Origin of the sequence: Brevundimonas sp., from assembly GCF_027487935.1 — a bacterium.
Lineage (GTDB): Bacteria > Pseudomonadota > Alphaproteobacteria > Caulobacterales > Caulobacteraceae > Brevundimonas.
This window is the reverse complement of sequence record NZ_JAIYCP010000027.1, coordinates 18,620-39,241: the sequence shown is the minus strand read 5'-3', so window position 1 is coordinate 39,241 and position 20,622 is coordinate 18,620. Positions and strand designations below refer to the sequence as shown.

General features: G+C 68.1%; 19 protein-coding genes, 1 tRNA gene and 1 other RNA gene. 11 read left to right on the top strand and 10 right to left on the bottom strand.

Annotated elements, in window-relative coordinates:
* The first annotated feature begins 359 nt into the window (after positions 1–359).
* From Q0053_RS10665 to Q0053_RS10630, 8 genes are all read left to right on the top strand, one after another.
* The gene (locus Q0053_RS10665; RefSeq protein WP_298099902.1) at positions 360–1,265 is read left to right on the top strand and encodes an SDR family NAD(P)-dependent oxidoreductase; all 906 of its coding nucleotides are present in this window, start codon (positions 360–362) and stop codon (positions 1,263–1,265) included.
* A 109-nt stretch (positions 1,266–1,374) separates the two neighbouring features.
* A complete protein-coding gene (locus Q0053_RS10660; protein ID WP_298099900.1) occupies positions 1,375–2,580 on the top strand; it encodes an acetyl-CoA C-acyltransferase in 1,206 nt (401 codons plus the stop codon).
* Between the two features lie 85 nt (positions 2,581–2,665).
* Positions 2,666–3,655, top strand: coding sequence for an SIS domain-containing protein (locus Q0053_RS10655; RefSeq protein WP_298099898.1), 990 nt, complete (start codon positions 2,666–2,668; stop codon positions 3,653–3,655).
* 193 nt (positions 3,656–3,848) lie between these two features.
* Positions 3,849–5,054, top strand: a complete 1,206-nt coding sequence (locus tag Q0053_RS10650) for an acetyl-CoA C-acetyltransferase (protein ID WP_298099895.1) — start codon at positions 3,849–3,851, stop codon at positions 5,052–5,054.
* Positions 5,055–5,068: 14 nt separating this feature from the next.
* A complete protein-coding gene (locus Q0053_RS10645; protein WP_298099893.1) occupies positions 5,069–5,740 on the top strand; it encodes a DJ-1/PfpI family protein in 672 nt (223 codons plus the stop codon).
* A gap of 17 nt (positions 5,741–5,757) precedes the next feature.
* Complete coding sequence (locus Q0053_RS10640) at positions 5,758–7,935, top strand: 3-hydroxyacyl-CoA dehydrogenase NAD-binding domain-containing protein (protein WP_298099890.1); 2,178 nt, start codon at positions 5,758–5,760, stop codon at positions 7,933–7,935.
* Positions 7,936–8,010: 75 nt separating this feature from the next.
* Entirely contained in the window at positions 8,011–9,666 is a 1,656-nt protein-coding gene (locus Q0053_RS10635) for an amidohydrolase (protein WP_298099888.1), read from the top strand.
* 83 nt (positions 9,667–9,749) lie between these two features.
* A tRNA-Gly gene (locus Q0053_RS10630) sits at positions 9,750–9,823 on the top strand.
* Positions 9,824–9,831: 8 nt separating this feature from the next.
* Here Q0053_RS10630 and Q0053_RS10625 read toward each other — a convergent pair.
* From Q0053_RS10625 to Q0053_RS10595, 7 genes are all read right to left on the bottom strand, one after another.
* On the bottom strand, positions 9,832–10,803 hold the full coding sequence (locus tag Q0053_RS10625; RefSeq protein WP_298099885.1) for a TraB/GumN family protein: 972 nt from the start codon (positions 10,801–10,803) through the stop codon (positions 9,832–9,834).
* Positions 10,804–10,849: 46 nt separating this feature from the next.
* Positions 10,850–11,437 (bottom strand): hypothetical protein, encoded by a 588-nt coding sequence (locus Q0053_RS10620; protein ID WP_298099882.1) that lies wholly within the window; start codon positions 11,435–11,437, stop codon positions 10,850–10,852.
* Positions 11,438–11,439: 2 nt separating this feature from the next.
* Positions 11,440–11,631 carry a helix-turn-helix transcriptional regulator gene (locus tag Q0053_RS10615; RefSeq protein ID WP_298099879.1) on the bottom strand — a complete coding sequence of 64 codons (192 nt, stop codon included), beginning with the start codon at positions 11,629–11,631 and terminating at the stop codon, positions 11,440–11,442.
* A gap of 10 nt (positions 11,632–11,641) precedes the next feature.
* Entirely contained in the window at positions 11,642–12,091 is a 450-nt protein-coding gene (locus Q0053_RS10610; protein ID WP_298099877.1) for a hypothetical protein, read from the bottom strand.
* 79 nt (positions 12,092–12,170) lie between these two features.
* A complete protein-coding gene (locus tag Q0053_RS10605; RefSeq protein ID WP_298099875.1) occupies positions 12,171–13,439 on the bottom strand; it encodes a DNA recombination protein RmuC in 1,269 nt (422 codons plus the stop codon).
* 159 nt (positions 13,440–13,598) lie between these two features.
* Positions 13,599–14,201, bottom strand: a complete 603-nt coding sequence (gene recR, locus Q0053_RS10600) for a recombination mediator RecR (RefSeq protein ID WP_298099872.1) — start codon at positions 14,199–14,201, stop codon at positions 13,599–13,601.
* 344 nt (positions 14,202–14,545) lie between these two features.
* Entirely contained in the window at positions 14,546–14,875 is a 330-nt protein-coding gene (locus tag Q0053_RS10595; protein ID WP_298099869.1) for a YbaB/EbfC family nucleoid-associated protein, read from the bottom strand.
* A 135-nt stretch (positions 14,876–15,010) separates the two neighbouring features.
* On the opposite strand from Q0053_RS10595, the gene Q0053_RS10590 reads away from it, so the two are divergent.
* On the top strand, positions 15,011–15,625 hold the full coding sequence (locus Q0053_RS10590; RefSeq protein WP_298099867.1) for a malonic semialdehyde reductase: 615 nt from the start codon (positions 15,011–15,013) through the stop codon (positions 15,623–15,625).
* Between the two features lie 30 nt (positions 15,626–15,655).
* Here the strand turns inward: Q0053_RS10590 and Q0053_RS10585 are convergent, their stop codons facing one another.
* Positions 15,656–17,515 carry a DNA polymerase III subunit gamma/tau gene (locus tag Q0053_RS10585; RefSeq protein ID WP_298099864.1) on the bottom strand — a complete coding sequence of 620 codons (1,860 nt, stop codon included), beginning with the start codon at positions 17,513–17,515 and terminating at the stop codon, positions 15,656–15,658.
* Between the two features lie 240 nt (positions 17,516–17,755).
* Positions 17,756–17,849: signal recognition particle sRNA small type (gene ffs, locus Q0053_RS10580), an RNA gene on the bottom strand.
* Between the two features lie 56 nt (positions 17,850–17,905).
* On the opposite strand from ffs, the gene nudC reads away from it, so the two are divergent.
* Positions 17,906–18,832 (top strand): NAD(+) diphosphatase, encoded by a 927-nt coding sequence (gene nudC / locus Q0053_RS10575; protein ID WP_298099861.1) that lies wholly within the window; start codon positions 17,906–17,908, stop codon positions 18,830–18,832.
* A 220-nt stretch (positions 18,833–19,052) separates the two neighbouring features.
* Here nudC and Q0053_RS10570 read toward each other — a convergent pair whose 3' ends face one another.
* A complete protein-coding gene (locus tag Q0053_RS10570; protein ID WP_298099858.1) occupies positions 19,053–19,778 on the bottom strand; it encodes a 3-deoxy-manno-octulosonate cytidylyltransferase in 726 nt (241 codons plus the stop codon).
* Between the two features lie 146 nt (positions 19,779–19,924).
* On the opposite strand from Q0053_RS10570, the gene Q0053_RS10565 reads away from it, so the two are divergent.
* Positions 19,925–20,611, top strand: coding sequence for a cytochrome c family protein (locus tag Q0053_RS10565; protein ID WP_298099855.1), 687 nt, complete (start codon positions 19,925–19,927; stop codon positions 20,609–20,611).
* The last annotated feature ends 11 nt before the right edge of the window (positions 20,612–20,622 follow it).

Below are 20,622 nucleotides of genomic sequence, written 5' to 3'. Positions count from 1 at the left end.
GATTCGATATCGAACTGCGGGCCACGCTGGCCGTCAGCCTCGATGGTGCCGATCGTGTGGTAGCCCGCATCAATCGCGCCGTACCAGCCGTTCGGCTCGGCGTTGGCAACGCCGGCTGAGAACAGCCCTGCCATTGCGACGCCGGCGAGAAGTTTCAACTTCATTCTATCCCTCATAATCAGTGATTGCCCTGATACCCCATCTATACGGGGAGCTCTCAAGGCCGAACGAGAATGTTCTTCCGGAGTTCCCCGTTTCGGCTACGAATGTAGCAACTGTGGCGCCGTTTCAACACAACAGACGGGGTTTCGCCGGGCGCAACGGCTGCTAGGAAGCGCTGGTTCAAAGGGAGCGGTTGAATGACGATGCGGTTTGACGGGCGCGTGGCGATCGTGACGGGGGCCGGTGGCGGCCTGGGGCGTGAACACGCCCTGGCCCTGGCCAAACGCGGCGCGAAAGTGGTCGTCAATGACCTAGGCGGCGCGCGTGACGGCTCGGGCGGATCGGCGACTGCCGCCGAATCGGTCGTGGCCGAGATCCTTGCCGCGGGCGGCGAGGCGATGGCCAACGCCGCCTCCGTCACCGATTACGCCGCCGTCGAGGCCATGGTCGCGACCGCGATGGCGAAATGGGGCCGGGTCGACATCCTGGTCAACAATGCCGGCGTCCTGCGCGACAAGACCTTCGCCAAGATGGAGCTGGACGACTTCCGCTTCGTCATGGACGTCCATCTGATGGGGGCCGTCCATTGCACCAAGGCGGTCTGGGACATCATGCGCGACGCCAACTACGGCCGCATCGTCATGACCACCTCCTCCTCGGGCCTCTACGGCAATTTCGGCCAGTCCAACTATGGCGCGGCCAAGATGGCCCTGGTCGGGCTGATGCAGACCCTGTCGATCGAAGGTGCAAAGAATGACATCCGGGTCAACTGCCTGGCGCCGACCGCCCACACCCGCATGACCGAGGACCTCGGGGCCCGCCTGCCGCTGGAACTGCTGGGTCCGGACACGGTGACGCCCGGCCTGCTGCATCTGGTCAGCGAGGACGCACCCAGCCGCTGCATCCTGACCGCGGGGGCCGGCGGCTTCGAGCGCGCCTATGTCACCCTGACCCAGGGCATCCGCGCCGTCGGCGAGGACGCGCCGGAACAGGTCGCCGCCCGGTTTGCGGAAATCTCGGACCGCACCGGCGAGATCGTGCCGGAGATGGGCGCGGCCCAGGGCATGATCGAACTGACCAAAGCACAGCAAGCCCTCGCCTGACCTCTTGCCTTGACCCGAGGGCAAGCGCCTAGGGTTCGATCCATCTCGCGCCCGGGCTGCGAGCGACCGCGTCGCAAGCGCCTGTGCCCCAACCAAGGAAGCACGCCGAATGTCCCGCGAAGCCGTCATCGTCTCCACCGCCCGCACGCCCATCGGCCGCGCCTATCGCGGAGCCTTCAACGACACCCAGGCGCAGCAGCTGGGCGGCCACGCCATCCGTCATGCCGTGGCCAGGGCGGGTATTGATCCGGCCGAGATCGAGGACGTGGTCATGGGGGCCGCCCTGCAGCAGGGTTCGACCGGGACCAATGTCGCCCGGCAATCGGCCCTGGCCGCCGGCCTGCCGGTGACCACCGGCGGCATGAGCCTGGATCGGCAATGCGCCTCCGGCCTCATGGCCATCGCAACGGCGGCCAAACAGGTCATCAATGACCATCAGAAGGTGGTGGTCGGCGGCGGGCTGGAGTCGATCTCCCTTGTCCAGAACCCCCACATGAACATGCATCGCGCCATGGATGAGGACCTGCTGAAGCTGGCACCGCACATTTACATGTCGATGCTGGAGACCGCCGAGATCGTATCCCGCCGCTACGGCATCAGCCGCGACCTGCAGGACGAATACGCCCTTCGCTCCCAGCAGCGCACGGCCCAGGCCCAGGCCGACGGCCGGCTCGACGCCGAGATCGCGCCCATGAGCACCTCCATGCTGGTTACGGACAAGGCGACCGGCGAGACCTCCCGGAAGGCCGTCACGCTGTCGAAGGACGAGGGCAACCGCGCCGACACCACCCTGGAGGGCCTGAACGGCCTGAGGCCGGTTTTCGGAGCCGGCGAATCCATCGACCAGGGCCAGTTCATCACCGCCGGTAACGCCAGCCAGCTGTCTGACGGGGCCTCGGCCAGCGTCATCATGGAGGCGGGCGAGGCGGTGCGGCACGGGCTGCAGCCGCTCGGCGCCTATCGCGGCATGGCCGTTGTCGGCTGCGAGCCTGACGAAATGGGCATCGGCCCGGTCTTTGCCGTGCCCAAACTGCTCAAACGCCACGGCCTGACCATCGACGACATCGGCATCTGGGAGCTGAACGAGGCCTTCGCCGTGCAGGTGCTCTACTGCCGCGACCGGCTCGGCATCCCCGATGACCGGCTCAATGTCTCGGGCGGTGCGATCTCCATCGGTCACCCCTACGGCATGTCGGGTGCCCGGATGACCGGCCATGTCCTCATCGAGGGCAAGCGGCGCGGGGCCAGATACGGCGTGGTGACCATGTGTGTCGGTGGTGGAATGGGGGCGGCGGGCCTGTTCGAGATCTACTGATCCGATCCATGGACCGGGCGGATCGGCGACGGCACCGTGCCGGGTCGCGATTGTGAATCCGCCCGGGATGGGCCAAATCGGCGGAATGAGCACCCTCCCCGCCCTGTCCGCCGATCCCGCCGCCATGACCGCGCGGGCCCGCGCGGTCATCCAGCTGAATATCGCCGCGCTTCAGGCCCTCGAGTCCGGCCTCGATGACGGCATCGCCCGCGCCTGCGACATCATCCTGTCCCGTCCCGGCTATCTGGTGGTGACCGGCATGGGCAAGTCGGGCCATATCGGCGGCAAGATCGCGGCGACGCTCGCCTCCACCGGCACCAACGCCTTCTTCGTCCATCCGGCCGAGATGAGCCACGGCGACCTCGGCATGCTGCGCAAGGACGTCACCCTGCTGGCTATCTCCAACTCCGGGGAAAGCCGGGAGCTGCGCGACCCCCTGATCTACTGCCAGCGCGAAGGCATCCCGGTCATCGGCCTGACCCAGCGGCCCGCCAGCTTCCTGGGCCGTTCATCCGCCGTTTGCCTGACCATGCCGCAGGTGGCCGAGGCCTGCCCCAACGGCCTGGCACCCACGACCTCGACCCTCATGACCCTGGCCCTCGGCGATGCCCTGGCCATGGTGTTGATGGACCGGCGCGGCTTTACCGCCGAAGCCTTCGGCCTGCACCATCCCGGCGGCAAGCTGGGCATGAGACTGCAGAGTGTGCGCGACTGGATGGGCGACCGCCCGCCCGCCCCGGCGACCATTCCGCTTGCGGCGACCTTCGCCGAGGTGGTGTCCGCCATCACCGAGGGGCGCAAGGGTGCAGCGGCGGTTCTGAATGATGACGGAACGCTGGCCGGGATCATTACCGACGGAGACGTCCGCCGGGCCTTCTCCCGCGACCTCACGGGTCTGACCGCTGCCGACATCATGAGCCCTGATCCCCGGATTATCGGCCCGGACGCCCGCATGAGCGATGCCGTCGACCTGATGACCCAGAACCGGATCGCGACCCTGCTGGTCGTCGAGGCGGACCGTCCGGTTGCCATCGTCCACATCGCCGAACTCATGCAGGCCGGCTACGTCGGCTAGGCCCGACCCACCCCGTCCGGACCCGGCCGGCGCGGTCGGTCAGGCCCGGGGAAATTCCGCTGCGGGAGGCCCGTCAGACGGACGCCGGCTGGCGACGGGCCGAAGCATGGGGCAATGAATACTTGACGTTGACGTAAACGTAGGGTTTGTGACGGGGACACGCAGAATCCGTCCTTATTGGAGACCGACTCCCATGGCCGAAGCCTATATCTACGACGCGGTCCGCACGCCGCGCGGCAAGGGCAAGAAGGACGGGTCCCTGCATGAGATCACCGGCCTGAGCCTGGCGACCCAGGTGCTGGAAGCCCTGCGCGACCGCAACAACCTGGATACCTCCAAAGTCGATGACGTCATCCTCGGCTGCGTCTCGCCGGTGGGCGAACAGGGCGCAGACATCGCCCGCACAGCCGTCCTGTCGGCGGGCTGGGCCCAGACGGTGGCCGGCGTCCAGATCAACCGCTTCTGCGCCTCCGGCCTCGAGGCCGTGAACATGGCCGCAGCCAAGGTGAAGTCCGGCGAGGCCGACTTCGCCGTCGGCGGGGGCATCGAGGCCATGAGCCGGGTTCCGATGGGATCGGACGGCGGTGCCTGGCCGGTCGATCCGTCGTCGGCCTTCCCGACCTATTTCGTGCCCCAGGGCGTGTCGGCCGACATGATCGCGACGAAATACGGCTTCAGCCGCGACGACGTCGATGCCTATTCGATGGAAAGCCACAAGCGCGCCGCCGCCGCCTGGGCTGACGGCCGGTTCTCGAAATCGGTCATCGCCGTCAAGAACCAGCTCGGCCTCGTCCAGCTGGACCGCGACGAGACCATCCGCCCCAACACCGACATGCAGTCGCTGGGCGCCCTGAACCCGTCCTTCGCCATGATGGGCGAGATGGCGTTCGACGCCGTGATCAACCAGCGCTACCCCGAGGTCGAGCGGGTCAGTCACGTCCACACGCCGGGCAACTCCTCGGGGATCGTTGACGGTTCAGCGGGGGTGCTGATCGGCACGCTGGAAGCCGGCCAGGCCATGGGCCTCAAGCCCCGCGCCCGCATCGTCGGCGCCGCCTCGATCGGCTCCGAACCCTCGATCATGCTGACCGGCCCCGAGTTCGTGACGAAGAAGCTGCTCGCCAAACTGGGCATGACCACCGCCGACATCGACGTCTGGGAGCTGAACGAGGCCTTCGCCGCCGTTGTGCTGCGCTACATGCAGGCGCTCGACATCCCGCACGACAAGATGAACGTGAACGGCGGCGGCATCTCCATGGGCCACCCGCTCGGCGCCACCGGCGCCATGATCACCGGCATCGCCCTGGACGAGCTGGAGCGGTCGAACAAGTCCACCGCCCTGATCACCCTGTGCATCGGCGGCGGCATGGGCACCGCCACCGTCATCGAACGCGTCTGAGCACGGGAACACCGATGCAGATCGGATTCGTCCTGTTTCCGAACGTCACGCAGCTGGATTTCACCGGTCCGCTGCAGATGCTGCATCGCGTCCCGGGCGCAACGACCCACATCCTCGCCCGGACCCTCGCGCCGGTCCCGTCCGACTGCGGACTGGGGCTGGTCCCGACCGGCACCTTCGCCCAAGCCCCGGCACTGGACATGATCTGCGTCCCCGGCGGGTTCGGCGTCGGTGCGGCCATCCGGGATGAGGAGACACTGGCGTTCGTGCGTGCGGCGGGACAGTCCGCCCGCTACGTGACCTCCGTCTGCACCGGAGCCTTTTTGCTGGGCGCGGCCGGGTTGCTGCGGGGGCGGCGCGCGACGACACACTGGGCCTATCATCATCTGCTACCGTTGGTCGGTGCGATCCCGCAGCAAGGGCGGGTGGTTCGTGACGGCGACGTCATCACCGGCGGAGGCGTTACGGCCGGCATCGATTTCGCCCTGACCGTGGCCGCCGAGATCGCCTCGCCGCAAGCCGCCCAGCGCATCCAGCTGGCGACGGAATACGACCCCGAGCCCCCGTTTGCCGCCGGATCGCCCGACAGCGCGTCTGTCGAGGTCTCGGACCAAGTTAAAGCCTTCTACGCGGTCCGTGCCGCGGAATTCAAAAACGAAATTTCGGCCGCCCTGGCTGCCGCTTGAAACCCGAAGGAAGACCGATGGAAAACTTCAAGATCGACGTGGATGCCGACGGCATCGCCCTGATCACCTTCGACGTCCCCGGGCGGTCGATGAACACTCTGACCTCGGGCGTGATGGCCGAGATCCCGCAATGGATCGAACGGGTGAAGACCGACGACGCCATCAAGGGTGCCGTCCTGACTTCGGGCAAGGCGAGCGGCTTCTGCGCCGGCGCTGACCTGGGCGACATGGCCGGCGGTATGCTGGCCGGTGGTTCGCTGCAGGAAGCCTGGGATGCGGGCTGGAAGCTGAACGGAGCCCTGCGCGCGCTGGAGACCTGCGGCAAGCCGGTCGCCGCGGCGATCAACGGCCTGGCGCTGGGCGGCGGTCTGGAACTGACGCTGGCCTGCCACTATCGCGTGGTCGCCGATGACTCGAAGATCCAGCTCGGACTGCCGGAGATCAAGGTCGGCCTCTTCCCCGGCGGCGGCGGCACCCAGCGGCTGACGCGCCTGATCGGCGTTCAGGCGGCGATGACGGCGATGAGCGCCGGCTCGTCCTGGCGTCCGAACGACGCCAGGGGCGCAGGCGTGGTCCATGAAGTGGTCGCCAGGGGCACGGAAGTCGACGCGGCGAAGGCGTGGATCAAGGGCGGCGGCAAGGCCGTGCAGCCCTGGGACGACAAGGGCTTCAAACAGCCCGGTGGCGGCCCCTACCACCCCGCCGGCATCCAGAGTTTCCTCGTCGGCAACGCCATGCTGCGCAAACAGTCTTACGGGAACTATCCCGCCGTGCTGAACCTGATGAAGGCCGTCTATGAGGGGATTCAGGTCCCCATGGACGCGGCCCTGCGCATCGAGACCCGCTACTTCATCAAGACCCTGATGACCCCGCAGGCCCAGGCCATGATCCGCAGCCTGTTCCTGTCGAAGCAGGAGCTCGACAAGGGTGCCGTCCGTCCGGCGGGCGTGCCGAAATCCGATCCGAAGAAGGTCACCGTCATCGGTGCCGGCATGATGGGCGCCGGCATTGCCTATGTGCAGGCCCTGGCCGGGATCGAGACCATCCTGATCGACCGCACCCAGGAAGACGCCGACAAGGGCAAGGCCCACGTCGCCGACCTGCTGAAGAAGCGTCTGTCCAAGGGCCAGATCACGCAGGACAAGTATGACGCCCTGCTGGGTTCGGTCACCGCGACGACCGACTATGACCTGATCAAGGGCTCGGACCTGGTCATCGAGGCCGTGTTCGAGAACCGCGAGATCAAGGCGGATGTGACGAAGCGCGCCGAGGCCCAGCTGGCCCCCGGTGCCGTGTTCGGCTCCAACACCTCGACCCTGCCGATCACCGGCCTGGCCGAGGCCAGCGTCCGGCCCGAGGACTTCATCGGCATCCACTTCTTCTCGCCCGTCGACAAGATGATGCTGGTCGAGGCCATCCTCGGCGAGAAGACCGGCGAGGCGGCGATCGCCCGGTCGCTGGACTACATCATGAAGATCAAGAAGACCCCGATCGTCGTCAACGACGGCCGCGGCTTCTACACCTCGCGCTGCTTCGGCACCTATGTCGCCGAGGGCATGGCCATGCTGGAAGAGGGCTATGCCCCCGCCCTGATCGACAATATCGGCCGCATGACCGGCATGCCGCGCGGGCCGCTGGAAATGCACGACGACGTGGCCCTGGACCTGTCGGTCAAGATCGCGAAACAGACCGCGCTCGACCTCGGCGACAAATACCAGCCCCTGCCCGGCTCGCAGATCGTCCAGAAGATGGTCGAGGAGCTGGGCCGCTACGGCCGCAAGAACGGCATGGGCTTCTATGACTATGACCAGAAGCCCAAGAAGATCTGGGCCGGTCTGGCCGAGCTGGCTCCGGTGAAGATCAATGACTCCACGCCGGAGCTGGTCGAGGACCAGAAGCAGCGTCTGCTGTACCGGCAGGCGGTCGAGGTCGCCCGGTGCTGGGAAGAGGGCGTCATCGACGACCCGCGTGAAGCTGATGTGGGGGCTATCCTGGCCTGGGGCTTCGCACCCTGGACCGGCGGGCCGATCACCATGATCGACCAGACGGGGCTCAAGGCCTTCGTGGCCCAGGCCGACGACTATGCCGCCCGCTACGGCGACCGTTTCAAGGTGCCGCAGCTGCTGCGCGACATGGCCGCCAAAGGCGAGACCTTCTACGGAAACTTCGCCGGGAAGCAGAAGGCCGCAGCCTAGGCAGGTATGGAGCCGCCGGCTTGACGCCGGCGGCATTCGGCTCCACCCGTCGCTCCTGCAACCGGGAGCCGCTGCATGATCCGTCCCCTTACGCTCGCCCTTCTGCTCGCGTCCGCCGCCTGGAGTTCCCAGGCCCAGGAGCTGCTTATCCGGGGCGGGACGATCTACACCGGCGTGGCTGCGCAGCCGACGGCCGAGGTGGTGCTCGTCCAGGACGGGCGGATCGCCTATGTCGGCACCGAAGCGGGGCTTCCGGCATTCGCATACGCCGAGACGCTCGACCTCCGGGGCGCGACGCTGTTCCCCGGCTTCACCGACGGCCACGCCCACCTCGACGGCATCGGCTGGCGCGAATTGACCCTGAACCTCGAGGGCTCGGCTTCGGTGGCCGAGGCCATGGCGCGACTGACCGCCTGGGCCGAGGCCCATCCGGAGGGCCCCATCGTCGGGCGCGGCTGGATCGAGACCCACTGGCCGGAAGCACGTTTCCTGACCGCCGCCGACCTCGACGCCGCTGCGCCGGGACGGATCGTGCTGCTGAGCCGGTCGGACGGCCACGCCGTGGTCGCCTCCTCAACGGCCCTCGCCGCCGCCGGGGTCGACGCCTCGACGGCGGCACCGTCGGGCGGGGAGATTCTCAAGGGCCCGGACGGACGGCCGACCGGCCTGCTGGTCGATGCCGCCGAGCAACTGGTCGCCGGCTTGCTGCCGCAGACCGATCCCGAGGCCCTGCGCGACGCCTATCGCGCCGGCTTCCGCGTCGAGGCCGCCTATGGCTGGACCGGCGTCCATTTCATGAGCGCGCCGTGGCGGGACATTCCCCTGCTGGAGGCCATGGCCGAGGCGGGCGAAGCGCCTCTGCGCATCTACAACAGCGTCACCCCGGACGGCGCCGCCGCCCTGATCGCGGGCGGCCCGCGCAGCGTGGCGGATGGGCGGATCATCACCCGGGCGATCAAATACTATGCCGACGGGGCCCTCGGCTCGCGCGGCGCCGCCCTGTTCGAACCCTATGCCGACCGGCCCGGGACCACCGGCCTGATGCAGATCACCGGCGATGAAATCATCCCCCTGTATGAGGCGGCCCTGCGCGGCGGCATCCAGGTCGCCACACATGCCATCGGCGATCGCGGCAATGCCTCGGTCGCCGAGTGGTACCAGCAGGCCCTGAACGCCGTGCCTGCTGCTGACCGGCCTCACGGCGACGATGTGCGCTGGCGTATCGAACATGCCCAGATCCTGCGGCCGTCCGACTATCACTGGTTCCAGCACCTGCCGATCATCGCCTCGATGCAGCCCAGCCACGCCATCGGCGACCTGCATTTTGCTCCCGCCCGCCTCGGCGACGCCCGGCTGGATGGGGCCTATGCCTGGCACAGCCTGGTCGACATGGGGGTGATCGTCGTCGGGGGATCGGATGCACCGGTGGAGCGCGGCGACCCGCTGATCGAATTCTATGCGGCCGTCGCCCGTGCCGATCTGGAAGGCTTCCAGGGCCCCGACTGGCGCGCCGGCGAGGCCGTCGACCGGGCCACGGCCCTGAAGATGTTCACCCTCTGGCCGGCTTACGCCAGCTTCCGGGAGGACGAGCTGGGAACCATCGAGGTCGGCAAACGGGCCGACTTCACGGCCTTCTCGGTCGATCTGATGACCGCGCCCGCCGCCGACATTCCCAAGGGTCGCGCCACCCTCACGGTGGTGGACGGCGTGGTGGTCTATCGCGCCGACTGAGGCTGAAAGCGAAACGGGACGGCCCCTGCGAGCCGTCCCGTCTTGATGCCGGCCGCCGTTGGCCCTAAGGCTGCGCCGGCTCCGCGGGCGTGATGTAGTGGTAGCCTGAAAGCTTCCCAAGCTTTTCGTGCGGGTTCGATTCCCGCCGCCCGCTCCAGCCGCAGCCTATTCCCGGGTTACCGTAACCCCCCGGTCCCCGAGGATTTCCTGGACACTGTTGTCGCCGGCGAGGTGGGCGGCACCGACGGCGATGAAGACGGTCCCGGAACCGGCCAGAAGGGTCTGGATCTGGTCGGCCCAGTCGGTGTTGCGACGAACCAGCAGGGCTTCGTAGAGGGCCGGAGTTTCCGTCTGCATTTCAGTAACCGCGAGTTCCTCGAGGCGCTGCACGTCACCGGACGCCCAGGCGGCGACCATCTGGTCCAGTTCGGCCGCGCTATCGCTCCAGGACTCCAGCAGCATGCGGAGGGAGGCCAGCTGATCAGCTTCGGACATCCCGGCGAGGATGCCGACCTGTTTGTCGATGGTCTCGAACGCCTGGATGGGCTTTCCGGCGGCTTCCGCGCGCGCCTTCAGAACCAGTTCGACGCCAGACTGGGGTTCGTAGCCCGCCTTCATCACCGGGGCGACGGAAAGGACCAGTCCTGCGAGCCAGGGACGAAAGACATCGATCTGGCCGGCCGGCATGCCCGCAGAGGCGGCGATGGTGTTGAGGACCGTCATCTCCTCGGCGGTCAGCAGGCTTGACAGGGGACGGGTCGGTGACAGGCCGTACTGCTGGACCAGGGGCATGACCGCCGCCTGGTCGTCGGGATTGGAGATCTCGAACCAGACCTGGTCGGCGCTGTCGAAGGCCGCGTCGACGCGGGCGGAGCCCCAGGCGGTGGTCGGACGCAGGACGTGGACCGTACCGAACAGATAGAGGGTCGAGTCCGCATCGCGGACGACCCAGAGCGCGGGGCCCGCACCCTCGGCCTGCGGAACCGCGCGGGGTGCGGCGACCGGGGCCGGCGCGACCTCGACCGCCTGGGCGAAGGCCTGGACAGGCTGGAAGGCGACAGCACCGGCGAGGCCGAGGCCGAGGACGGCCCCGAGGGCGGTGCGGCAGAGGGACTTGAGGCGATGTGAAACAGTCACGGGATCAATCCTTGAAAGGTATGGGAGAGGCGATTTCGGGGTCGGGTCAGGTAATGCCACGGCGGGCGGAGGCGACGATGGAGGCGATGAAATAGACCCCCATCAGCATGCCCGTCAGGCCCCAGCCGGTGATGGTGCCGATCAGCCCCAGCCGCTCGGCGGCGGCATAGACGAACAGGCCCAGTTGCACGGCCCAGAAGGCCAGGGCGCTGGTCTCGAGCATGACCCGACGGAGCATTTCGTCGGCAGCGCGCCAGAGCATCAGATTGGCAACGCTCTGGGCGGCCAGCAGCACCGCAATGGCACCGAAGACGACATCGGGCGTGGCCCAGGCGGTCCCGAAGATGGGCAGCAGGAACATCACGCCGGCGAGCAGCATGACGATGACCTGCAGGATGCCGCAACCCTTGGGGACATCGGAGGGGCGCGTGGCGACGACAAAGGCGCTGAGGACGCCGATCCCGATCATGGCCGCGGCCATGAACACGGCGAGATCATCCTCCCAGCGGGTCACAAAGCCGTCTGTGAGGGTGGCAAAGGCGTATCCGAAGGCACCGCCGAGGGCGCCAAGCAGGACCAACAGGGCCGCCTTGCGCAGGAGCGAGGGGCGGGGGGCTTCAAGACTGGCATTCATGATCAGTCCTCCGTGAAGATGGATTCGATGGGTTGGCCGAAGACCCTTGCGATCCTGAAGGCCAGCGGCAGGGACGGGTCATAGCGACCCGTCTCGAGGGCATTGACGGTCTGGCGCGAGACGCCGAGCTGGTCGGCGAGGTCGGCCTGGCTCCAGTCGCGTTCGGCACGCAGCACCTTGAGGCGGTTGTTCATCGGGTCGCTCCTAGCGGTGCTTGAGCCACCAGCCGGCCCAGGCCAGCGAATAGCCCGCCAGCTGGAACAACAGGATGCACATCATGCCCGAGACGAAGATGTCGGCGGGGGTCGAGCCGAGTTTGGCGGACAGCGATTGGTCCTCGGCCCGCAGCATCAGGGTCAGCAGCAACACGATGCCGACGGCCATCCCGCCCGTCCCTCCCCACCACCAGGCCCATTTGTGAGCCTCGCGGGCAGCCTCGTCGATGCCCCGCCACCACCACAGGCAGGCCGTGAAACCCGCGGCCATGGCGGCTGTCACCAGGGCCGCCGTCACGGCTGTACCGACCGGCCCCGGCTGGTCGCCGAGGATGGCGCTGGCCGCGCCCGCCAGGCCACCCAGAACCAGGCAGACGACGATATACAGCAGATAGGCACCGGGTCCGTGCGGACGCCTGGGCCGGGATGGGTCGTTCATGACAAGGCTCCCTGTCGATTTGACAAGGGTGTTTTACAACACCGGGCCGCCGTGTCAAGCGTGCTTGTCCTGAAAAAAATCAGACCCCGGGCAGGGCCGCCGGCGGTGCCTCGCCCACGGTCAGCTCGGGCCGGCTGAGCGCCCGCGCGGCGGATTCAATCGGGGCCAGTTCGCCCAGGTCCTTGCCCTCATGGTCGACCTGCAGGTCCTCGAAGCGGCGGGCGGAGACCATGACCTGGCTCTCCAGCGAGCCGACGAACTGATTGTATTTGCCGACGGCCGTATCGAGCGCGCGCCCGACGGCGGCGGCGTGCCCGCCCATGACCGAGAGGCGTTTGTAGAGCTCCTTGCCGAGCTTCGCGACGTCCTCGGCGTTCTTCGCCTGCTCTTCCGCCCGCCAGCCGTAGGCGACGGCCTTGCACAGGGCGAACAGGGTGGTCGGGGTGACGATGACAACGCGCGAGGCCATGGCCGTGGTCATCAGATCGGGCTCGTGATCCAGGGCCGCGGCGAGGAAGGCGTCGCCGGGCACGAACATGGCGACGAAGTCGGGGCTGGGCTTGAACTGGTCCTGATAGGCCTTGGACGACAGCTGGCGCACGTGGGTCTTCATACTGGCGGCGGTGCGCAGCGAGGCCGCCCTGGCCCGGGCCTCCTCGTCGCCGTCAGCCTCGTCACCGAAGGCCAGCGAGACCTTGGCGTCGATCACGAACATGCCGCCGCCGGGCAGGCGGACGACGAAGTCCGGGCGCTGCTGGCGGCCGGCATCATCGGCGGTCGAGGACTGTTCCTCGAAATCGAACCGGCCGGCCATGCCGGCGGCCTCGAGCACATTGCGGCAGGTCTGTTCGCCCCAGCGGCCGCGGCGGCCGGTGTTGCCGCGCAGGGCCTCGGTCAGGCGCCGGGCCTCGTCGCGGGTGGCGGTCGAGGCCGTCATCAGCAGGGCCAGCTGTTCCTTCAGCCCGCCGGTCTCCTCGGAGCGGACCTTCTCCAGCGCGGCGACATGCTCCTGGAATTTGGCGAGCGTATCGGCGACCGGCTTGAGCTGGGCCTCCATCCGCTGCTGGGCCATCAGTTCGCGATTGCGGAAGGTCTCATCGGTGCGTTTGAGCAGTTCCTCGGCCACCGTGGTCGCGGATTGCGCTGCCTGGGCGCGCAGCAGCTCCGTCGAGGTCGTGGCCTGATCCTCGAACAGCCGCATCCGGGCCTCGGTCTCGGCATAGCGTTCGCGCAGCTCCCACGCCCGCGTATCGGCGGCGGAGGCGCGACGCCGCTCCATCAGGGCCCAGACGAGGGCCAGGATGGCGACCACCGAAGCGGCGAAAAAGGCGACGAGTGAGGCGTTCATGGTCCGTTCCTTATCGGGAGTCGGCAGGGGCCGCGAACTGAAAAACACAGTGCGCATCGTGCGCATCGTTCGCATCGTGCGCTTTGTGCGGAAAGTCGGAGGCCTAGTGCGTCATCCCCCCGATCCTGAACCGAACATGCGACAGGATCGGTCGCAGGCTCAGGTCGGCCGGCGCTGGCGCATGGCCTGGATGATGGTGCCGTCGTCGAGCCAGTCGAGCTCGCCGCCGACGGGCACGCCGCGCGCGAGAGAGGTGATCTCCACGCCAGAGCCGGCCAGACGTTCGGCGATATAGTGGGCGGTGGTCTGGCCGTCGACGGTGGCGGGCAGGGCCAGGACGACTTCCTTGGCCTCACCACCGCGCACCCGTCCGACCAATTCGGCGACCCTGAGCGCGTCCGGACCGACGCCGTCGAGGGCCGAGAGCAGGCCGCCCAGCACATGGTATTTGCCGCGGAAGGCACCGGAACGCTCCATGGCCCACAGGGCACCGGCCTCCTCGACCACGCAGATCAGGGCATTGTCGCGGGCGCTGTTGGAACAGATCGAGCAGGGATCACGGGTGTCGGGCGCGCCGCAGACGCTGCAGGAGGTCACCCTGGCCGCCGTCTCGGCCAGTGAGGCCGCCAGCGGGACCAGCAGCTGCTCGCGCTTCTTCAGCAGGGCCAGAGCCGCGCGCCGGGCCGAGCGGGGGCCGAGGCCGGGAAGTTTGGCGAGGAGGCTGATCAGCCGTTCGATTTCGGGTCCGGCGGAAGCAGCCATGTCCGGCGCATACCATGGGGGTTGAGCGGTTGCCTATCTCTGCGTGGGTCTGACGGGGCGGTCCGCGCCCTTGCCCTCGCGAGTGCTGGTTCATCACAACGGGCACAACGGAAGGGCACAAGGGACACGACGGGACCTGAGCGGAGGAAAAGGCCGGGCTCGACACTCAGAAAAGACCACGGATCGACGCTGGGCGTCGATCGGATCAAGGCGGCGAAGCCGCAATCAAGGACAGCCCAACCGGGGCGCAGTGCCTGATGACTCCCCGCTCCCGTCGTGTCCGTTGTGCCCTTCCGTTGTGCCCGTTGTGATGAACCTTGCGGCAGCGCGGTCCGTCGAAGGCCTCAGAACAGCTTCGGCATGCCGGGGATGTTCATCCCGGCCATGGGGCCGGCGGCCTCGCGCATCAGGGCGCCGTTGGCCTCGTCCAGCTTGCGCTTGGCGTCGGCGTGGGCGGCGACGATCAGGTCGGCGAGGATCTCGCCCTCACCCGGGACCAGCAGACTGTCGTCGATCGTCACGCCGGTGATCTCGCCCGCCCCCTTCAGGGCCAGGGTCACGAGCCCGCCGCCGGAGGTGCCGGAGGCGGTGGTTTCGGCCATTTTCGCCTGGGCATCCTGCAGCTTCTGCTGCATCGCCTGGGCCTGTTTCATGAGGGCATTGAGGTCTGTCATGCGTTGAAGATAGGCGTTGTCGCCGGCTTCGGACAGGGCTGAAAAACAGGCGCAGGATTTGTTTCGAACACCCTTGAACCAAATCCCGGCAGGCTTATTTAGCATCTATAACTGTTGCGAATAAGGACATCTGCCATGGCCCCCGATTCCGTCACTGCCCGCGACCTGCCCCTCCCCGACACGGCGCTGGACCAGCTGTTCACCGCCGCCCGGACACGCAACGCCTGGACCGATCGGCCGGTGTCCGACGACCTGCTGCGCAAACTCTATGCGTTGACCAAATTCGGCCCGACGGCGGCCAACACCACCCCGGCCCGGTTCGTCTTCATCACCTCACAGGAGGCCAAGGCCCGACTGGCGCCCCGGATGTCGGATGCCAACCGCGCCAAGACGCTGCAGGCACCCGTCAATGTGATCATCGGCATGGACCTGGCCTTCGCCGAGACGCTGCCGGTGCTGTTCCCCCATGCGCCGGGCGCAAAGGACTGGTTTGCCGACCCTGCGGCCGCGCGTGAGACCGCCTTCCGCAACAGCTCGCTGCAGGGCGGCTATTTCCTGCTGGCGGCGCGGGCGCTCGGCCTCGACGCAGGTCCGATGTCCGGATTCGACGCCGCAGGGGTGAAGGCCGAGTTCTTCGCCGGCACGGCCGTCGAGCCGAATTTCATCGTCAACCTCGGCTACGGCAGCGACGAGAACCTGTTTCCGCGTTCGCCGCGGCTGAGCTTCGAGGAAGCGGTGACGATTCTTTGATCCCTCTCCCCACGGGAGAAGGAAACCCGCTCAGTCCTCTTCCCCCGACCCATCCGGAATAGCCGGCAGTTCAACCGCCGGGGCGAGGGTCTTGATCTCGCCGATGACGGTGCCGGGAAAGGCCTCCAGGACCGCCCGGACAAAGGGGTCGGCCTCGACGGTCGCCCGTTCCTCGACCCGTTTGCGACGGTCGATCTCGATCATGGTCTCGCCACCGCCCTGGCCGTTGGCGGCGATCAGCCAGGTGCGGCCGGTCCAGTCCTTGAGCCGCGACGACAGGCGCCGCGCCAGATCGACCGGGGCGCCCTCGAGGCTTTCATAGGTGATGGCGCCGGGCTTGAAGGCCACGGGGCGGACGTAGCGCTGGACGTCCATCTGCAGGCCGACCTCGCGCTTCTCGCCGATCAGGGCGACGACCTGTTCGAATGACTGGGGGTCGGGAAGCGAAGGCGTGGCAGCCGGGCGGGCCGCCGGCTGGGCCCCAAGAGCCGCCTGGGCACCGCCGCCGCCACCGCCGCCGGACGGGCCGCGCGGAGCCGCGCCACCGGACATGGGTTCGCCGTCGCGCAGGGCCTTGAGCGCCTCCTCAGGTCCCGGCAGGTCGGCGGCATAGGCGAGGCGGACAATGGCCATCTCGACCGCATCGGCGGGGTTGGGGGCGCGGCGAACCTCGTCCAGCGCGCGCAACAGCATCTGCCAGACACGGGCCAGGGTCCCGGCCGAAATCACCGCGCCGAGCGCCGTCAGCGTCCGGGCCTGGTCATTGGGCAGGCGGGTCGCCTGCGGCCCCAGCATCTTGGCCACCGAGGCGGCGTGGCAATGCTCCAGCAGGTCGTTGGTGATCTGCACCGGATCGGCACCGTAGCCGTAAAGGGTGCGGAACAGCTCAAGCGCCTCGGGCGTACGCCCGGCCATGATCGATTCGAACAGGGCAATGGTCTGGCTGCGGTCCGCCAGACCCAGCATGTCGCGCACGACCTCGGTCCTGACGGTTTCGCCACGGTCGCCCTGGACCAGGGCCTGATCCAGCAGGGAGAGACCGTCGCGCACCGACCCCTCGGCCGCGCGGGCGATCAGGGCAAGGGCGTCCTGCTCGATCTTCATCCCCTCGCGGTCGGCGATGCGGGCGAGGTGTTCGACGAGGATTTCCGGCTCGACACGGCGCAGGTCGAAACGCTGGCAGCGGGACAGGATGGTCACCGGGACCTTGCGGATCTCGGTGGTCGCGAAGATGAACTTGGCGTGCGGCGGCGGCTCTTCCAGCGTCTTCAGCAGGGCGTTGAAGGCCTGGTTCGACAGCATGTGCACTTCGTCGAGGACATAGACCTTGTAGCGCGCCTCGACGGGGGCGTAGCGGACGCTCTCGATGATGTCGCGGATGCCGTCGATGCCCGTATGGGAGGCGGCGTCCATCTCGACCACATCCATATGCTGGCCGGCCATGATGGCGGCGTCGTGCCGGCCATGGGCGGTCAGTTCCAGCGAGGGCCGGTCGATGACGTCGGTCTCGTTGTTCAGGGCGCGGGCCAGCAGGCGGGCCGTGGTCGTCTTGCCGACCCCCCGGACGCCGGTGAGCATGAAGGCGTGGGCGATCCGGCCGGTGGCGAAGGCGTTGGTCAGGGTGCGGACCATGGCCTCCTGGCCGATCAGGTCCTCGAAGGTGTGCGGCCGGTATTTGCGGGCGAGGACCGTATAGGCCGCGCCGTCGTCGGCATGGGCAGGCGGGCCGGCGACAGGCACGGGGGCTGCGGCGGCCTCGGCCTCGCGCATGCCCGCGGGCTCGGGCGAACCGAACATGTCGTCGGTGTCGGGATCACGCTCCACGACATCCGCGTCGGGGGCGTCATCGTCCCACGGAGGGCCGTCGGGATTCGGGTCGGCATCGCTCATGCCGCAGTCTTAGCGCGCAGCGGGCCTGGGGCGAAGGGGTTGCGGCAAGGGAGCTGTGGGTGGTCGGTGGCCGCGTGGCGGTGCGTCCTTCCTCCACCCCTCCACCATCCTTCGCCTGCGGCTTCGGCTGGTCCCCCTCCCCCAAGGGGGAGGAATGCGCTCAAGCAGTGAGCGACCGCAGAGCCTGTCCTCGGGCCGATCGAAGATCGGACCCGGGGCGAGCGTCAGCGCACCAAGAGGGGAAGTGGAGACCGCGACCCGAAGGGGAATTCGTTGTGGCTGCTGCCTTCCGGCCCTGACCAGATTGGCGAAGCCTTCGCCCGCGATCTCCGAGGCCGATATGACGATTTCGGCTCGCGGATGCAAGACCGGCCTTGCTAGACAGCGTCCATGTCCCTCACCGCTCTCAATACCTTCGCCGGCAATCCGCTCGATCGGGCGGGGGATCGGCGGGACGATGCCGACTGGCTGGCCGAACAGGCCGCCAGCCCCGATGCCATGGCCATGGTGCTGTGGGAGGGGCGGCCGCTGATCGAGGCGGGTGAGCCGCGGCTGGCCTGGCTGGCGCTGTCCCATGCGCGGGCGGTGGTTCCGGATCGCGAGCTGTTCCTCGGCCTGTGGAAGGGCGCGCCCTGTTTCGCGGTCGAGGTCGAGGGCTCGGCCGACCCGGCGGCGGGACCGCTGGCGGGACTGGGGGCGTTTCACGAGATGCGCGAGGCGGCGGCGCTGCTGCCGGGGCCGGATGCGGCCATGGCGGGGACGGCCAAATCCCTGTTCGACTGGCGACGGCGGCACGGCTTCTGCGCCGCCTGCGGGGTGGAGACCGGGAACGGTTCCGGCGGCTGGAAGCGGATCTGCCCGGCCTGCGGCGTCCAGCATTTCCCGCGCGTGGACCCGGTGACCATCATGCTGGCGATCTACAGGGGCGGGCCGGAACCGGTCTGTCTGCTGGGCCGGCAGGCGGCCTGGCCAGAGGGCCGGATGTCGGCCCTTGCGGGATTTCTGGAGCCGGGCGAGACCATCGAGGCCGCCTGCGCGCGCGAGATCGAGGAGGAGGCGGGGCTGACAGTGACGGCGGTGCGCTATCACTCCAGCCAGCCCTGGCCGTTTCCGTCACAGCTGATGATCGGTCTGGTCTGCGAAGTGGATTCTGACGACGCCCACCCGGATCAGACCGAGCTGGAAGCGGTGGCCTGGCTGACACGGGACGAGGCGCGGGCGTGTCTGGCGGGGACGCATCCGTCCATCAAGGCCCCGCCGAGGATCGCCATCGCGCGGACGCTGCTGCAGGCCTGGGTCGACGGATTCGACGTTTGAAGCGTCCCCGGCGAAGCCGGGCTTCCAGCGATCCGGTATGTCCTGCAGGCCTGAAGGTTCATCACAACGGACACAAAGGATACACAACGAGCACAACGGGAGCGGAGCCAGTCACAACCCTCGTCGTGTCCTTTGTGAAATCGTTGTGTTCGTTGTGATGAACCGTCCGGCCTCAGGGGCGAGGCTCTGAATTCCGGCTTCGCCGGGATAAGGACAGCAGCTACTGGGCCAAAGCCCGCGCCGCCGCCAGATCATCCGGATTGTCCACCGATAGGGGCGCCTCGTCGATGACCGCCGCCCAGATCTGCAGGCCCATCTCCAGGGCCCGGAGCTGTTCCAGCTTTTCGCGGCGCTCCAGCGGGGACGGGGCGGCGGCGCAGAAGCGTTCCAGGGCGGCGCGGCGGTAGCCGTACAGACCGATGTGCCGCCAGACGGGGGCGTCGCCATAGAGGGTCGAGCGGGTGAAATAGAGGGCGCGGCCGTGGCGTTCGCCCTCCCCAAGCGCCACCACCGCCTTGACGACGTCGGGGTTCGCGCGATCCGAATCGTCGGCCTCCGGCGCGATCAGGGTGGCGATATCGCAGGCCGGCTCGCCATGCAGCAGGGCGGCGCAGGCCAGGGCCAGCCCCGGATCGGCGAAGGGCATGTCGCCCTGAAGGTTGATGACGGCGTCATGGCGGCCGTCGGGGTCGATGGCGTCGAGGGCGGCGCGGATGCGGTCGGAGCCGCTGGGCAGGTCCGGATCGGTCAGGACGGCGACACCGCCGGCCGACTCAATGGCGTCGACGATCTCGCGATCCCCCGCAGCCACGGCGACGGGCAGTCCGGACAGCACAGCCTGACGCCAGGCCCGCACGATCATCGGGGTCCCGCCGATGTCGGCAAGCGGCTTGTCAGGAAGGCGGGTTGCGGCCATCCGGGCCGGAATCAGGATCAGCGGGTTCACGTTCAAATCCCAAAGTCGGCGACTGCGACGCTCAGACCGTCCTGATCTGGTTGCGAAGGCCGCGCTAGCGTGTAAGAGACGGCCACGCAAGAATTCGCCCGTCCTTGCACAAGGCCGGGCCTCAGAAACGGGATGAGACGACGCGCATGAGCGGCGATCTGAAGTGGAACAAGATCATGGGCGCCGGTCTGGCGACCGTTTTCGTCATTCTGGTTGTGAAAGAGGGCTCAGCCGCCATCTACTACAACAAAGCCCCTGAAAAGATGGGCTATTTCGTCGATGCGCCCGAAGAGGCCGCCGGCGGGCCCGCCGAGGTGGTTCTGCCGCCGGACTGGGGCACCGTCTTGCCGGCCGCCGATCTGGCCGCAGGCGAAGCCGCCTTCGCCCGTTGCAAGTCCTGCCACACCGTCAATGCCGGCGGGGCCAACGGCATCGGCCCGAATCTGTACGGCGTGGTTGGCGGGCCGGTGATGCATATCGCCGGATTTGCCTATTCTGACGCCTTCCAGGCCCACAAGGCCACGAACCCGACCTGGACCCTGGACGAGCTGGACCTGTTCCTGACCGCTCCCGGTCGCCACATCCCCGGCACCAAGATGTCCTTCGCCGGCATCCGCGACACCGCGACCCGGGTCAATCTGATCGCCTGGCTGCGCTCGCAGGGCTCGACCGGCATGGCCATCCCGGCTCCCGATCCGGCCCGCCAGCCCGGCGCAGCCGCGGCCGCTGCCGCGCCTGTTGAGGGTGCCGCTCCGGCCGCCGGCACCGAACCTGCCGCCGCCGGTGCCACGCCTGCGACCCCGCCGGCAGCGGCTGCGGCTGCGGCGAACTGAGGTTCGGGATT